Genomic DNA, 15,496 nt, shown 5'->3' with positions numbered 1-15,496 from the left:
CGCCGCAGCAGCCCCCAAGAGACGTACCCCATACGTCTCTTTTCCGTCTTCGTCACCTAAACCGCCAAAGTGTCGTACCCAGTACGTCTCTTTTCCGTCTTCGTCACCTAAACCGCCAAAGAGACGTACCCCATACGTCTCTTTTCCGTCTTCGTCACCTAAACCGCCGAAGTGACGTATCCAGTACGTCTCTTTTCCGCCTTCGTCACCTAAACCGCCGAAGTGACGTATCCAGTACGTCTCTTTTCCGTCTTCGTCACCTAAACCGCCAAAGAGACGTATCCAGTACGTCTCTTTCCCGCCTTCGTCACCTAAACCACCAATGTGACGTACCCAGTACGTCTCTTTCCTGCCTTCATCGCCTAAACCGCCAAAGAGACGTATCCAGTACGTCTCTTTTCCGTCTTCGTCACCTAAACCGCCAAAGTGTCGTATCCAGTACGTCTCTTTTCCACCTTCATCAGCTGCTTCGCCCCACTGTTTTCTAAAGATTAATTAAAATCGCCGTTTCCGTTAAATTTCTTGCAGTTCCAGCTAATCCCAAGACCCCCTTCTGCCGATCTAGTACCTATCGGTCTTTTTAACTACCACGCACTGATTCTCAAGACCGAAATTGAATGGAGGTTTGTAGGTTTCATGAAGAGGAGCGCTTGGAAACAGAAGAGTCTTTTCCTGTTTTTCGCCCTCTGTATCGTTCTGTCCTCCTTCGGCACTGCATTCGCAGCTACCGGACAGACAGGCGCGCAGAAACAGGAGACCGGCTATGACGTAGCCGGCCACTGGGCAGAGAAAGTATTGAAAGACTGGCTTGGCCAAGGCCTGATCACCGGGTTCGAGGACGGCTCCGTGAAGCCGAACCGCGATGTGACGCGCGCGGAATTCGTTACCCTCGTCAACAAGTCCCAAAGCCTCACCGAGCAAGCCGCCATTGCGTTCAAAGACGTAAAAGAAGGCAATTGGTTCTACGCGGAAGTAGCCAAAGCCCAAAAGGGCGGCTACATTAGCGGCTACAGCGACCAGACCTTCAAGCCGAACAAGCAGATTACCCGTCAGGAAGCGGCTGTCATCCTGACCAAACTGCTGAAGCTCGCGGAGTCCAATTCGGCAGGTCAACTGTCCGACGTGGCGAACGCTCCGGCTTGGAGCAAAGGCTCCATCGGCGCCGCGATCGACGCGGGCCTGATGATCGGCGACAAAGGCAAATTCCGCCCGTCGGACAACCTGACGCGCGCGGAAGCCGTGACGTTGCTCGATCGCGCCCTGCAATGGCAAACTGCCGTTAAACCGGCCGTCACCTATGACAAAGCGGGCAGCTACGGCGACAAGTCTACGGCTACGACCGTATACGGCTCCGCGCTGATCTCCGTTCCGGGCGTTACGCTCAACAACATCGTCATCGAGGGAGACCTCGTCATCGGCGAAGGCGTCGGCCAAGGCGACGTCTACCTGAACCAAGTGACCGTCAAGGGCAAGACGACGATCCTCGGCGGCGGCAAGAACTCCGTCCATCTGAACGACTCCGTCCTACTGACGGTCATCGTAGATAAGAGAGACGGCAGCATCCGCATCGTAGCGGAGGGCTCGACGACCGTGCAGCAAATTACGCTGCAATCGGGCGCGCGCCTGGAAGAGTCCCAAATGACGGGAAGCGGCTTTGGCGATGTCGTACTGTCTTCGGTTATCCCGCAAGGCGCTGAAGTCAGCATGGCAGGCCGATTCAATTCGGTTGATGTCATCGCCACGTCCATCAAGCTGGACCTCACCCAAGGCTCGATCGAACAGCTGAACGTAACGGCATCTGCCACAGGTACAGACGTGAATATCGCTGCTGGCGCTCGCGTAGCTGCTTTGATTCTGAACGCCGTAACCAATGTAACGGGTCAAGGCGCGATCGGCACGGCCACGATCAATGCTAACGGCAGCTCAATCGCTCAGACGCCTGAGCGCGTCATCGTCGGCAACGGCGTGAGCGCGACCGTTGGCGGTCAGCCTGCGGTTAGCACACCTGTAAGCGGCGGCTCCGGCGGTTCCCCGTCTATTCCGGATACGGTATACGGATTTACGGGCAAAATCGTGGATGCTAACAATCAGCCAGTACCGGACATGCATATTAACTTCCGGCGCGGCGTCGACGCCAAGACGGGGGACATCGCAGCAACTGTAGTCACAGATGCGAATGGAGAATATTTCGCCGATCTTAGACCTGGTGTTTATACTGGAGAACTGGTCAAACCGGGCTTTCTCGTGACTTTTATTATCGGAACCTCTTTAACCGGAGAAGTGTATCGCAACAAAGACGAGAAAGCGGTTCGAATCCCGAACGAAGGCGAAATTCGCATTGTATTGACTTGGGGAGAAAACCCGCGCGATGAAGACTCCCATCTGCTCGGCCCGACAGTAGATGGACTTGAATATTTCCACACGTGGTACGGCAGAAAATCATACTCTGTAAACTCCACCACTTATGCCGACCTAGATATTGACGACACGGATTCCTATGGTCCGGAAACGACAACCATCCGTTATCGCACGGACGGTTTCTATCAATTCTATGTACATCACTATGCCGGCATCAGTACGCTTCGTAAATCCGGAGCGCAAGTGGATATCTATGTAGGCTCGGTAACTACGCCGACTAAGTCCTATTCCATCCCTGAAGGCGACGGCACCGAGATCTATTGGGACGTCTTCGCCATGAACATTCTGAACGGCGAAGTCACCTTTATCGATCGCAACACGATGAGAGACGACGAGCCTCAGTATGAGGGAACTGTAAATCCGGCCCATGCCGAGTTGAGCAAATTCCAATCGGATGAGTATCTGATCGGAACAAGCTCGGTTAACGGAATGACCTACCTCATGCCAAGCATTGCATTAAATGCTGGGACTTCGATCCGTCTGTCCGATCTTGTCCCCGCTTCTACGACCTCGGTCACCTACGCAACTTATGTGGGGATCAATGATACCGGGGACGATCTGATCATCAACCAGCTTAACACGAGCGACAACGATCTGGGCTTCCAAGTGAAACTGACCGTTACCGTTGGCAATGCCTCGGCTAGCAAAGTAGTCGGCGTAAAGCTGCTCACCGTGCGTCATTACTTGCAGTATCAGATCGCGATGGCCCAATTGCTAATCGATAACGAGTCGATCGATCCCGATATTCGGGACCGCCTCCAAGATCTTACGATTGAAGGTGATGCCCTGTTAAACGCCGATGCATCTGTGACGGAAATGGTGCGCGTCATCCAGGAGATCAAATCCAACATCTTCTCTTAGGAATCGTTTTTCATGCAATCGCGAGAGCCTGTTGAACGTTCAACAGGCTCTTCTTTTTTTCCGTAATCCAACATGCGCAACGCGCCATCCCCTCAATCCCCCACGACATACCCCTGCTCCGGCTCCGTCTCCGCAAATCCGGCCATCTGCGCCTCCTGCCACCCGATCTCCCGCTTCGCCCCCGCGAGGATGAAGTTGCCGTCGCTCGGATCGTCGCGTCCGCCGAGATAGAACGCGCGAACGTGCGGGAACGCTTCCCTCAGAGTCGTATAGACCGACGCGATGCGTTTGTCGCCGCGCGCCCGGCCGATCAAATTAAGAAATAGGATACCTCGTGGCCCCAGCTTCTCCGCCGTCATCCGGAAAAAGGGCAGGCTCGCGAGATGGCGAGGCGTTCCCTTGGCGGTAAAGGCGTCCACGAGGATGTAGTCGTAGGCGCCGGGCGCCTCGGCTTCGAGAACCCGGCGGCCGTCCCCGACGGTCACGTTGTCCAACCAATAGCCGAAGTACTGCCTGCTTAGCGACACGATCGCTTCGTCGATTTCCGCCACCTTGAACTGCCGGTCCGCGAAACGGCTCGCGATCGTTCCCGCGCCGTGCCCGATGACGAATGCCCGCTCGAAGGCCGGTTCGTTGTACGACATCAAGTGAATCAGCGCCCGTTGGTAGGCCAATACGACGCGGGACGGGTCCCGCAGATCAATCGCGCCCTGAAGGGCCCCGTCGGCGAATTGCAGGCAGCGGTATTTGCCCATCTCCCCGTACAACTCCGTCCTCTCGTAGACCGCGATTTCCCCGTCCATTCCGGATCGCCGATCCAGCAGATGCATGTCGCCCGCTCCTTCCTTGCCGTTTCCCGGCTGCTTCCGCCGGGCTGTCGGGATCATTCTACCACAATCGCAAAAAGGACACCCCCGGGAGGATGCCCTTCTGCCTATCTGTTTTCCTGTCCGCTTGCCGCCCCTACACGACGTCCGTCAACTGCATCCGGCTGCGGCTGTCGAGCGCCTGCCAATCCGGAATCTCGCAACGCTTGCCGTTGATATCGGTCAGGATGATGCGGCTGCCGCCGGGGAACTGCATGAATTCGTGCAGGTTCCGCATCGCGATCCTCGTCGGGCCCAGGTTCGTCTGGAGCTCCCAGATCCAGAGGTCGGACTTCTGCTTCACGCTGTCCACCCGCGTCACGCGCGGCAGGAAGTATCGGAATTGAAGCTCCCGCTCCAGCTCCTTCGCGCTCTCCTCGTCCAGATCGCGGATATCCCGTACGATGCCGAGCTCCTCGCCCTTGGCATCCCGAATGGAGATATATTGCGTGGTATAAAGGAACGGAAACGCGCGGTAGACGACCAGCTCCGAATAGGTTTTGCCGTCCAGCACGCCTTGGAAGACGCCGCCGGGTCCCCGGCTGAAGTAGACTTCCTCCGGCGCGATCATGCGAATATCGTACAGATCATCGCTCATCCGCCTTCTACCCCCTTGATCTTGGAGAGCTCTTTCTGCGCGTCGACGAGCTTGCGGTAAGCGCCGCCCTCGATGGCCAGCAGCTCTTCGTGCGTACCGACCTCTACGATCTTCCCCTTCTCCAGGACGACCAGCCGGTCCGCATTGCGCAGGGTGGATAGCCGGTGGGCGATGGCGAACGTCGTGCGGCCCTTCACGAGGCGCGAGATCGCCTCCTGAATCTGCCGCTCGGTCTCCGTGTCCACCGAGGCCGTCGCTTCGTCCAGGATCAGGATGCGCGGATCGTGGATGATCGCGCGGGCGATCGACACCCGCTGCTTCTCTCCGCCCGACAGACGGTGGCCGCGCTCCCCGACCCTCGTGTCGTAGCCGTCCGGCAGCCGAACGATGAAGTCGTGCGCGTTCGCAATCTTGGCCGCCCGCATGATCTCCTCCGGCGTCGCGTCCGGCTTGGAGTAGGCGATATTCTCCGCGATCGTGCCGTCGAACAGGAACGTCTCCTGCAGCACGACGCCGATCTGCTTGCGCAGGTCGGTCTGGCTGATGCTCCGCAGATCGATGCCGTCGATGCGGATTCGTCCCTCGTCCGTGTCGTAGAAGCGGCAGATAAGGTTGATGAACGTCGACTTGCCCGCGCCGGAGTGGCCGACCAGCCCGATCATCTCGCCCGCCTTGACCTGCAGGTTCACGTCCTTCAGGACGGGGTGGTGTTTCTCGTAGCCGTAATAGACGCGTTCGAAGGCTACGTCTCCCCGGATGGTGCCGATGGGCGATGGATCCCGCGCGTCGGGCACGTCGGAAGGCGTATCCATGATCTCGAAGACGCGATCCGCCGAAGCCAGCGCGTGGCTCGCCCAGTTGATCATCTGGCTGACCCATTGCAGCGGGCCGAACAGCATGCCCAAGTAGGCGATGAGCGCCATGAGCACCCCGAGCTGCAGATCTCCGCGGATGACGGAAGAGCCCCCGTTGTACCAGATCAGCAGCGTCCCGATGCCCGCCACGAAGGAGAACAGCGGGAACATGCCCTGCCACAAGCCTTCGATCCGGATATTGTTGCGGACGAGCTCGCGGTTGGCCGCCGAGTAGCGGGACATCTCCGTCGTCTCCTGGCCGAACGCCTTGACGACGCGGATCCCCTGCAGCGAGTCGCCGACCAGCACGTTCAGCCGGAAGATCGAGCGCCATTGCTGGTACCATCTGCGGCCGATCTTCGGCCACAGCGTCAGGGAGACGAGCACCATGAACGGCATCGGGATGAGCGCGAACAGCGTCAGCTTCCAATCGAGTCCGAACATGATGACGAAGATGGCGACGACGCGCAGCGTCTCCCCGCTGACCCAGATGACGCCGTCCGTCATGAACTGACGCATCGCCTCCGAGTCGCTATTGACCCGGCCGACGAACTGCGACGTCTGACGCCGGTCGAAGAAGGCGAGCGACAGCCGCATGAGCGCGGTGTAGATGTCGTTGCGGAGATCGCCCATCAGCTTGGAGCCGACCCAGACCCCGATCAGGCCGCGGACCGTCTGCATGACGGACATGACCAGGGAGGTGGCGCCTAGCCCGAGCACGACCCATAGCAGGGCCGAGCCCGTATTCTTGGGCTGCAGCACGTCGTCGATCATGATCTTGGTCAGATACGGCGGGATCAGCTCGACGACCGTGGTCAGCATGAGCAGCACGATGGCGACGGCCATCTGTAGCTTATACGGCTTGGCGTACCCCAGCATGCGGAAGAGCACCTTGCCTTTGCTCTTGCAGATCGGACAAGATTGCGTCTCCTCGGTTAACGGGTTGCCGCAGCTGGGGCAGTATCGGGGAAATTCCTTCTCCGAGACGACCGGCAGCTCCTCTTGCTTGGCCATCGCGGTGAGCAGCTTCGCGGCGAAGCCGAACACGGGGGACAGTGCCGCCGTGTACCGCGCGACGACGACCGGGCCGCTCTTCGTATCGGCCAGCAGCGTGCCGCCGCCGATACCGTTCACCGCCCGGGCTTCGGACAGCTCCCCCACGTCCAGCCGGAACGAAGGCGTGCCATCCGCGCTCCACAGCGCAACCTCCCGTTCGGTGACCGCGAACCACAGCTCCCCGAATCGTCCGTCGGGCATCAGATCCGTCTTAACGCTGAATATCGGCTCACCGGGCAGTTGAACGCGAATAGGTTCCGGGAGCGTATTTTGAATCGACATGGACTCCTCCGCCGACGACCGGCTGTCTCCGTGATTTAATGATAATTTTGCGGATGCTCTCGCTGGACAAGTGGTATATCAGTTCCAGCTCCGCGATGGTCGATCCGTCCGAATGCAATCGGCAGATCTCCTTGTTGCGTTCCGCCAGCAGCTTCCTCGTTCCGCTGACTTCTCCCCAGCGGGCGCGCTGTTCGTCCAGTTTAGGAATATAGACCAGTTCGCCGTTTACGTATTTCTGCAGCTCCTGAAGCAAGCTAGGGGGAAGCACATCTCTCCCATTTTTGTAGTTCAAGTTGGTCCTCCTTCATCTCAAACGCGTTGACGTTGATCTTCATCGGTTCAGCGAATGCCTTAACCATCTTTTTTCCTCCTCTCGAGTAGTGGTTCTTAAGAAAAACAAAAACACGAACGCAAGGCTCGTGCTCCCTAAATACCTATTCCATTAAACGGGCGTCTGGAAATAACGGTATTCAGTTAGCGTTCTCTCCCCTTGTGAACGAGCAGCATGTTGAATATCCCCTTTCCTTGAAATGATGGTGCACGGTTTCAGTATATAGAAAGCCCTTTCATTCTACAACAAAAATACGTAAATTTTCCAAAATGAATCTCAAGTCCGGGGTGCGCATAAAACGGTGCCTCTGCCTCGTAAGCAGTAGAGACTTGCTGTGCGCGGATCATTCAGATAGGAAAAGGCGTGAAACGATCTGAACGATGAAAAAGGAGGCCTTGCGGCCTCCCCCCTTAAGTGGCGACCTCCGACTAAACGGAGATCACCTCAGGATGGTAGATCAACACGATCAACTCCTTTCCTGGAGATTCGTCGGGCCCGACAACTACATTGTACGACCGCGCGGCGCGAGGCGAAAGCGACAGAATGGCTATAACCAATCTTTCCGCGGCGAACGCGAAGGAATCGAAACTAATCTTCCTTCGTTCACGTCTAACTGGAAGAATTTCATTATCTAGGAAGGTGTGTGCGGCGTTTGAGAAAATTCCCGGTCGCGATCGTCCTGCTCCTCGCTGTCGTCGTCGGTTCGTCCGCCTATGCGGCTGCGCCTGTCAAGCTGCTCATTCGAGATAAGCCCGTGAAGACGGAGACTGCACCCCTCGTCACAAATGGACACGTGCTCGTCCCGCTCCGCGCCGCCTCGGAGGCGCTGGGCGCAACGGTTGCCTGGGATGCGAAGAGCAAGACCGCTACGGTTCGCAAGTGGTCCGAGAGCGTCAAGCTCACCGTTGGCAAGAACAAGGCGCTGTTGTCGGGGGCCTACCCGGGCCAATCTGAAGAAGTCTCGTTGGATGCGCCCGCACAGATGGCGAGCGGCCGCGTCTATGTGCCGCTCCGGTTCCTGTCCCAGACCTTCGGCTATCCCGTGGACTGGAGCAACGGCACCGTCTCGATCCGGTCGCCGCTCGGCGCAGCCGATCAAGCAGTTCTCTATAACGGCAGCCTGGAGAGCGCACGCAAGCTGGCCATGAAGCTGGCGCTCGGGCGGCTTCATAGCGAACGCCCCGCGCTCCTGCCGAAGCACGACAGCGAGTATTACAGCAATACTTTTCTATTCCCCGAAGGAGAGGCGCTGCGATTCTACCTGATTCAAGGGGATGTCGTCTCCTGGATAGAGATGACGGAAGACGGGCCCGTCGTGACTTGGCAGGCTCGCGTCGCGAACGATAGCGACGCCTTCTCGCTATTCCTGAAGAAGAAGTGGACAGAGGCGCAGGGGACCGCGCCCGCCCTCAAGACCGCTTTCTACGCTTATTCCTCGGGCATGATGGGAGACAGCAACGACGAGGAGAGCGGTGTCGTCGACCTCCAGGGGCAATACGTCCAATCGGGGTACACGCACTGGGTTGCCGGCGGAGTCACGATGCAGGAAGGTCAAGTCGTCTATCGGCTGGACGGAGAGAAGCGCAAGGAGACCGTGAAGTTGCCGCCTCCCTCGACTTCGAATGCCGACGTCTTCAAGCCGGGAGTGACGATCGACTTCCCGAAGGGAGCGGATGCGGAGGAGGAGACCGTCCTTCAGCTCGTAAAGGGGAGTATCTCAGCCCTCGCAGCGAAAGACAAGGCGGCGTTCCGGGCGACGCTGTCATCCGCGGACAGCGACTACTTCGACTTCCTGCTCGAGCCGGCCCTCCAGTTCAAATTCACGGAGCTCATCCAAATTGCGCCCTATGACGCCGAGACGGGACGCAAGAACATCGTGATCGGATTCGACAAGTCGGAGAACGGCAAAGTGCAGCATTCCAACTACACCTTCACGGCGAGGAAGAACAAGGACGGCAAGTGGGGGATTGCGAACATTGACTGACCGATGAGTTCATGGAATTAACACAAGAGGCAGTCCCATAAGGGTCTAGAACGACCACAGGGACTGCCTCTTTGCGCATCTTCGCTTGAAGTAGGGCTATGAGTCGTACCAGTCGTACCCGGTACGTCTCTTTACGCACCTTATAAGAAACCGAACTCCGGATACGGCATCTGAGGTTGAGTCGGATACGGCTCCGGCTGCATGTGGGGATAATAAGCGGAATACGGCGGTTGGAAGGGGTGCAAGCCTGGATAAGGGGGCATCTGCCGTGCGGCATATTGATCTTCCTCGCGCTGCATGCACCCGGGCGGCGGGCCTAGGATGACCGACTCGCGAATCGGCGCCACCGCTTCGGCATACGCCGCTTCATCCACACAATAGGCGCGGCCCGCAATCTCCTTGGGTAGGAAGCGGAGGAAGTCCGAGCCGTATACGACGTCTGGCGTAGGCTGATCGAAGATCGTCAGGAGTTGCGCCTCGTCCGACAGCGCGACGATCCAGTGGAACCAGCCTTTGGGAAACTGCGCGACTTGACCCGGTCCCAAGCGGTAAGTCATCAGCCGCTGCGTGAACGGGTTGAAGACGGACGTCACCGCTTCGCCGCTGATCACAAAGACGAGCTCGGTCACGTTCGTATGCCAGTGCGGTTGAACGATGATGCCCCTGCTCAAGCGAACGTTGAAGAAGCCGTTCTGAATAGGTGGAAATTGCGCGGCGAACAATTGGGTGATGTAATTATGCGGGTCCCGCTTGTAGTTGACGACTTCATTGGAGTCCGCCATCAGCGTCAGAGACGGGGACATTAAGTCCGGATTCATGATTCTATCCCTCCGATATGGGTGAATGTCTATCCCAATGTATGCAATTGAAGGGTTCGTTGCTCCGCGAATGCCCATACAACAAGAGAAGGACACCTGAATCCCAGGTATCCTTCTCTCTTGCTTTCCACTTCAAGCCTCGTCAAAAATAATGACCATCTTCTGCGCCGGTTCATACTCTACCGACGATTGCAGCTGCTCGGAGACGAAGCGGATCGGTAGGAACGTACTGCCGTTCCTGAGGGTCATCGGCACATCGTAGGCGACCGCTTTGCCGTTGACCAGCGCTTTCTTCTCGCCGGCCGTCCACTGAATCGTCTTGCCGCCCTTGATGATCGTCACCTGCTTCTTGGCGGCGTTCCAGTTGACGGTGGCGCCCAACTGCTCGGACACGAACCGGATCGGCATGAAGGTACGATCGCCCATCGTGAACGGCGCGGTCGGCAGCGTATACGTCTTGTCGCCGACGTAGGCGACGGTCTTGCCCAAGACGAGCCGCTGCGTCAGCTTCTGCGTGGCGGGCAGGTAGTCGGGATTCAGCTTCTGGATCAGCTTCGCCGTCTTCGTCCCCGCGCGGGTGTCCAAGTAGTTGTATGTCACATCCAAGCCGTACCTCGCCGCGCCCGTGTCGAACGAGAAGTCGAACCGGATGTCCTGGATCGGCTCCAGGTTCCAGATCCGGTTTTGCGACACATGCAGATAGGACAGCTTGGCATGCCCCTTCAGCGGCTCCAGGCTGTAGACCTCGTTCTTGTTCACATAGATCATGTACAGCTGGGTCAGATTCCGGAGCGGCGTCAGATCCTTGATCCGGTTGCGGTCCGCCGTCAAGCTCCGCATCCCGGTCAGATCGCGAAGCGGACCGAGATCCGTCACCCGATTGCCGTCGATCGCGAGATGCATGAGACCTTTGAGCGATCGCAGCGGCGCGAGGTCCTCAATGCGGTTCTCGGCGGCCCTGAGGCTCTCCAGCTTCGCCAGCCGGCCGACCGGGTCCAGCCGGGTCAGCTGATTGCCGCTGATACTCAGCGTCGTGAGGTTGGACGCCCCCGCGAGCGCGTCGATATTCGCGAGCTTGTTGTACGAGACGTCCAGCGTATGCAGGCGCGAGAAGCCACGGATGACGTCCAGCGACGCGATCTCGTTCTGCGCGACCTCCAGCTGCCCCATATCCTTCATCGCGGATAGCGCGTCAAGGGATGCGATCCGGTTCCTCGTGAGGTTCAATCCGCGAATCTCCGTCAGCGGAAGCAGCGGAGCGAGGTCCGAGATCTCGTTGTCCGACAGGTTCAGATGGGTCAGGTTGGTCGCGTACTCCAGCCCGCCCAGATCGCGGATGCCGCGGCCCGGCAGATCCACCACGGCGAGGGACTGCAAGTCCGCCGCCGTCAGGGACGTTTCGCCGCTCTTCTGCAGGATTTCTTTTAGCCCCGCCTCCAATGCCGCGTCTTGGAATACCACGTTCGTCTCCGACGAGGAAGCCATATGAGCCGTCTGTGGGAAGCCGGCCAGTCCCACCCCTAGCGTCAACGCCATCCACACGATCATGAACTTTGCTAGCGTCTGATTTCTCTTGCCGTTCAACGTTCCAATCACCTTTCCTCGCCTCAAGTTTGTCTATGACGGACAGGTCTACCCTCTCCCTCTAGACGCGGCTGGCAAGCGGAAGGTTACACGCCTCGCCCTGCTACCTCTTAATCAGCTGCAGCATGGTTCGAATCAATTGCCCCCGGTCTTCCTCCGGGAGACTGGCGAAAAATGCCCGATCGGCCGCTTCGACGGCCTGAACGGCACGTGAGGCTAGCGCATCGCCGGCCGGCGTGGGCATGATGGCCTTCGCCCGCGTGTCGGTAGGATGCGCGCCGCGTACGACATATCCTTTCCTCTCCAGCGTTCGCAGCACTTGCGAGGTGACGTTCACATCCACCTGCGCATGCTGCGCCAGCTGAATCTGCGTCACGCCTGCATGGCCCGCTTTGTCGTTCAGCCACTGGCAGGAGAAGAGGAGCACGAACTGGGGATGCGTCAGATCGAGCGGCTCCAGCGCATGCCGAATCTCCTTCTGCCATACGTTCGTAACCTGCCACAGCAGAAAGCCGGGGCTATCGTTCGCTTCCTTGAATTCCGAATTCATCATGATCCTCCAGCATGGCTCCCGCAATCGTCAGGAAGTCTTCGCGTCCGATCTCGAAATGCCCCGAGCGGAACAAATACCCCCAATGCCGATTCTCGCGCGTGAAGCTAAGTTGTCCTAGCAGGTTGCCGATCTTCACGGCATTGCATCGATTGTAGCGTATATTGCGTCGGAATGGTACAAACGAATCGGACAACCGGTATTCGTAGACGCGATCGTCCTCCACCTGGCCGATTGCGGTGAACGCCTGGAGCGGCTCGCCGTGCGAGAGATCCGTGCGCGGCGAGTAGTAGATGAGCCAGTCGCCGGACCGCATCTTGCGCAGAGGGGCCGCCTTGCCGTGGCAGAGCTGAGCGAATCCGCCCTGCACGCCGCGCTGGACGTGGGAAGCGGAGACGACGCCAATCCAATAGCGGCTATGCGCCCGTCCCTCCTCAGTCCCCATGCTGCCGCTCCCTCTCCAGCGCCATGGCCGCTAGCGATGCGACCGAGAGCGGGATACCGTTCTTCATGCCGGCTCCGATCTCCGCGCCCAGATGATCCGCATTCGGACCGGCGATCGTCACCCGGTGCGTCACGCGCGTCCCCTCGGCAATCGACGCCAGACGGTGATCGAATCGAATGGAGATGCCTGCATCCGGCATCTCGGTCAAGTCCGAGAATCCGCGCTGCGGCTCTACTTCCGTGAGGACGAAGGGCAGCTTCTCCTGCCCCTCCGGCTGCAGCAGTCCCCGGGTGCCCGCGGCGAAGGGCCCCTCCAGCGAGGCATGAACGATGCCCGCATCCCACGCGACCCATGTCGAGATATCGCTATAGAGCGCCCAGATCGTCTCTACTTTGGCCTTGGTTGTTACGGTGTGTTCGAAAGTCCACATCCTGGATCCACCTCATTTCGTATTTGTCTTTATTATACGTGTACATATTATATGTGTAAACAAATTTTTTCGAATTTGCCTTCTCGCTCCCGGGGGGCGATATCCTAGTGCAGGGTCCGATATCAAAAAGAACTTGCACCCGATTAGAGGAGATTGTAAGAAATTGTCGAAACATAACCTTTAACTAGGTGATAACAAGCCTTTTGTACCTGGATAGCCGTATAGTACGAGGTGCACAATGAAATCGCTGCTTGGACGAGCGCTTTTGCGGGCAATTGCCCTTACGATATTATGGTTCCTCTGCCTTCCCCAACCGGCTTCGGCAGCGCGGAACGCGATCGACATCCGAGAATGGCAAGCGCAATGGATTCCGGCCCATGCCGCGTTGGACAACGGTCCCCCTCCGAACGGAACTTGGTTGGACGCGGGCATCGACCGCCCGCTGTCCAGCTTGCCGGTGGGCATGCAGGGCGTCTGGATCCGCATCACGCTGCCTCCGACCGCCGAATGGCTGCGGCCGGGCTTGCTTGTCGAGCGCATGTACGGACTGGACTTGTCCGTATTCCAAGATCGCCGGCAGATCTTCGCGTCGAAGCGCGACTTCGAGTTCGACCTGAACAAACTTCTGGTGCCGATCGAGAGCGCTTCGACGCCGATGGCGTACGATATTCGCATTCTCACCACGAGCGAGCGCGCAGGCGTTCTCAGCGGCTTTCGGATCGACGACTTCGAGCGCTTGTCCCATCGCTACGTGACCAAGGACTTGCCCGATCTGATGCTCGGGACCGCCATCGCTTTCCTGGCGTTAATCATGCTGCTGTGCTCGGGCTATCTGCACCGCAGGCAGCGCAGTTCATGGGTGTCGCTCTGCTTGGTGGCCTTGATGCTGGGCACGCTCATCATCGTCTATTCCCCGCTGCCTTATATCTATCTGCCAACGTACGGCAAGCTCCTGCTGCTGCTGTTCGACGTGGCCTTGATCGTACTGGCTCCCGCGCTGAATCACTATATCGATCAGGTCTTCGAGCGGCAGTACGCCTTCTTCACGAAGTTCACCCGCATCCAGGCCGGCTACGCCGCGTTCTGTCTGGCGGCGCGCTTCGTCTATGAATTCGCGGGCGAGCAGCACTACGCGATCTACTATTTCTTCCTGAACGGCATCATGGGCGTGCTCATCCTGGTTCAGCTGCTGCTCCTGATCGGGCTGTCCGCCCGCCATGCCATCAAGGGGAACCGGGACGCCGTCATCCTGTCGGCCGGGCTCCTCTTGTTCGCCTTGTCCGGGGTGCTCGATCTGACCTTCTACTACTTGAGCAGCAAGACCTACATCCTGTTCCTGTGGAAGTTCGGCGTTATTATGCTGATCTTCTCGCTCGTCGTCATTCTCGCCAGACGCATCTCGACCGACTACGCGATGCTCGTCCGCTATTCCAAAGAGCTCGAGCTCTACAATCATAATCTTCAGCGGACGGAGAAGCTGAAGATCATCAGCGATATGGCCGCCTCGATCGCCCATGAAGTCCGCAACCCCCTGCAAGTCACGCGGGGATTCCTGCAGCTGCTCGCGACCCGGACCGATCCGAAGAGCAAATCTTACTTCGACTTGGCCACCAACGAGCTGGATCGCGCGTCCGATATCATCACCGACTATCTCACGTTCGCCAGGCCGGAGATGGATACCGTCGGCGTATTGAACCTGTCCGAGGAGCTGAAGAAGATCGAAGCGATGATGACGCCCCTCGCGGCGATGCACGGCGGCGTGATCCGATTCCATGCGGAGAACGATCTGTTCGTGATCGGCAATTCCTCCAAGTTCAAGCAAGCGTTTATCAATATGATCAAGAACAGCATCGAAGCCTTGGGCAAGGACGGATGGATCGAGATCAAAGCGATCGCGCAAGCGGGGGAGGTCTTTGTCTGGATCAAAGACAATGGCGAGGGAATGGATGAGGAGCAGCTGGCCAAGCTGGGGGTTCCTTATTTCTCGACGAAGTCCAAAGGGACGGGTCTCGGCATGATGGTCACGATCCGGATCATCGAAGTGATGCAGGGCACGATCGTATTCCGCAGCGAAAAAGGAAAAGGAACCGAAGTGACGATTCGGTTCCCGTTGGCCGATCCGGAACAGGCGGAGCAATTACCAGACGAACTGCACGCCTGAGTTGCCGCCGGCGGCGTCTTCCGGATTCTGAGGCAGGACCAGATAGTAGAGCGACGGTTTTTCTTCTACCACTTTCAGTTCAACTTCCGCGGGAATCTCGATGTCGAATGCTTCTTGGATGGCCTTCTTCGGTTCGCTCAAGAGCGCTGCCTTGAATGCGGGATCTTCCCAGGCCTTCTTAATAATCTGTACCTTCAGAGATTCCAACGACATGCGGACATGACCTCCAAAAAGTGGATGACTTTCCTCCCAATCATA

General features: G+C 58.1%; 13 protein-coding genes. 3 read left to right on the top strand and 10 right to left on the bottom strand.

What is annotated here, in order from left to right:
- The first annotated feature begins 522 nt into the window (after positions 1-522).
- Positions 523-3,279: an S-layer homology domain-containing protein gene (locus H7C19_RS15370; RefSeq protein ID WP_185143527.1), complete on the top strand. Its 2,757-nt coding sequence runs from the start codon at positions 523-525 to the stop codon at positions 3,277-3,279.
- A gap of 92 nt (positions 3,280-3,371) precedes the next feature.
- Here H7C19_RS15370 and H7C19_RS15365 read toward each other — a convergent pair whose 3' ends face one another.
- The 4 genes from H7C19_RS15365 to H7C19_RS15350 form a co-directional block, all read right to left on the bottom strand.
- Entirely contained in the window at positions 3,372-4,109 is a 738-nt protein-coding gene (locus tag H7C19_RS15365) for a spermidine synthase (RefSeq protein ID WP_185143526.1), read from the bottom strand.
- A 133-nt stretch (positions 4,110-4,242) separates the two neighbouring features.
- Positions 4,243-4,743 (bottom strand): DUF1854 domain-containing protein, encoded by a 501-nt coding sequence (locus H7C19_RS15360; protein ID WP_185143525.1) that lies wholly within the window; start codon positions 4,741-4,743, stop codon positions 4,243-4,245.
- Positions 4,740-6,935 (bottom strand): ABC transporter transmembrane domain-containing protein, encoded by a 2,196-nt coding sequence (locus tag H7C19_RS15355; protein ID WP_185143524.1) that lies wholly within the window; start codon positions 6,933-6,935, stop codon positions 4,740-4,742. The genes H7C19_RS15360 and H7C19_RS15355 overlap by 4 nt, the downstream gene beginning before the upstream one ends.
- A complete protein-coding gene (locus H7C19_RS15350; RefSeq protein ID WP_246469518.1) occupies positions 6,883-7,227 on the bottom strand; it encodes a CD3324 family protein in 345 nt (114 codons plus the stop codon). The genes H7C19_RS15355 and H7C19_RS15350 overlap by 53 nt, the downstream gene beginning before the upstream one ends.
- Positions 7,228-7,918: 691 nt before the next feature.
- On the opposite strand from H7C19_RS15350, the gene H7C19_RS15345 reads away from it, so the two are divergent.
- Positions 7,919-9,250 (top strand): copper amine oxidase N-terminal domain-containing protein, encoded by a 1,332-nt coding sequence (locus H7C19_RS15345; RefSeq protein ID WP_185143523.1) that lies wholly within the window; start codon positions 7,919-7,921, stop codon positions 9,248-9,250.
- A 140-nt stretch (positions 9,251-9,390) separates the two neighbouring features.
- On the opposite strand, the gene H7C19_RS15340 is transcribed toward H7C19_RS15345, so the two are convergent.
- The 5 genes from H7C19_RS15340 to H7C19_RS15320 form a co-directional block, all read right to left on the bottom strand.
- Positions 9,391-10,068 (bottom strand): cupin domain-containing protein, encoded by a 678-nt coding sequence (locus H7C19_RS15340; RefSeq protein ID WP_185143522.1) that lies wholly within the window; start codon positions 10,066-10,068, stop codon positions 9,391-9,393.
- A gap of 132 nt (positions 10,069-10,200) precedes the next feature.
- Positions 10,201-11,652 (bottom strand): stalk domain-containing protein, encoded by a 1,452-nt coding sequence (locus tag H7C19_RS15335; RefSeq protein ID WP_185143521.1) that lies wholly within the window; start codon positions 11,650-11,652, stop codon positions 10,201-10,203.
- Between the two features lie 103 nt (positions 11,653-11,755).
- Positions 11,756-12,202 carry a MarR family winged helix-turn-helix transcriptional regulator gene (locus H7C19_RS15330; protein ID WP_221469258.1) on the bottom strand — a complete coding sequence of 149 codons (447 nt, stop codon included), beginning with the start codon at positions 12,200-12,202 and terminating at the stop codon, positions 11,756-11,758.
- The gene (locus tag H7C19_RS15325; RefSeq protein ID WP_185143519.1) at positions 12,171-12,647 is read right to left on the bottom strand and encodes an EVE domain-containing protein; all 477 of its coding nucleotides are present in this window, start codon (positions 12,645-12,647) and stop codon (positions 12,171-12,173) included. Before H7C19_RS15325 ends, H7C19_RS15330 begins: the two co-directional genes overlap by 32 nt.
- Positions 12,637-13,077, bottom strand: coding sequence for an SRPBCC family protein (locus tag H7C19_RS15320; protein WP_185143518.1), 441 nt, complete (start codon positions 13,075-13,077; stop codon positions 12,637-12,639). Before H7C19_RS15320 ends, H7C19_RS15325 begins: the two co-directional genes overlap by 11 nt.
- Before the next feature lie 265 nt (positions 13,078-13,342).
- Between H7C19_RS15320 and H7C19_RS15315 the strand changes: the two genes are divergently transcribed.
- Positions 13,343-15,238 (top strand): ATP-binding protein, encoded by a 1,896-nt coding sequence (locus tag H7C19_RS15315; RefSeq protein WP_221469257.1) that lies wholly within the window; start codon positions 13,343-13,345, stop codon positions 15,236-15,238.
- Here H7C19_RS15315 and H7C19_RS15310 read toward each other — a convergent pair.
- On the bottom strand, positions 15,215-15,451 hold the full coding sequence (locus H7C19_RS15310) for an NHLP leader peptide family RiPP precursor (protein WP_185143516.1): 237 nt from the start codon (positions 15,449-15,451) through the stop codon (positions 15,215-15,217). The genes H7C19_RS15315 and H7C19_RS15310 overlap by 24 nt on opposite strands.
- Positions 15,452-15,496 lie beyond the last annotated feature (45 nt).

Origin of the sequence: Cohnella nanjingensis (genome assembly GCF_014212125.1) — a bacterium.
Lineage (GTDB): Bacteria > Bacillota > Bacilli > Paenibacillales > Paenibacillaceae > Cohnella > Cohnella nanjingensis.
The sequence above is the reverse complement of the archived record's forward strand: the minus strand, read 5'-3'. Positions and strand labels throughout refer to the sequence as shown.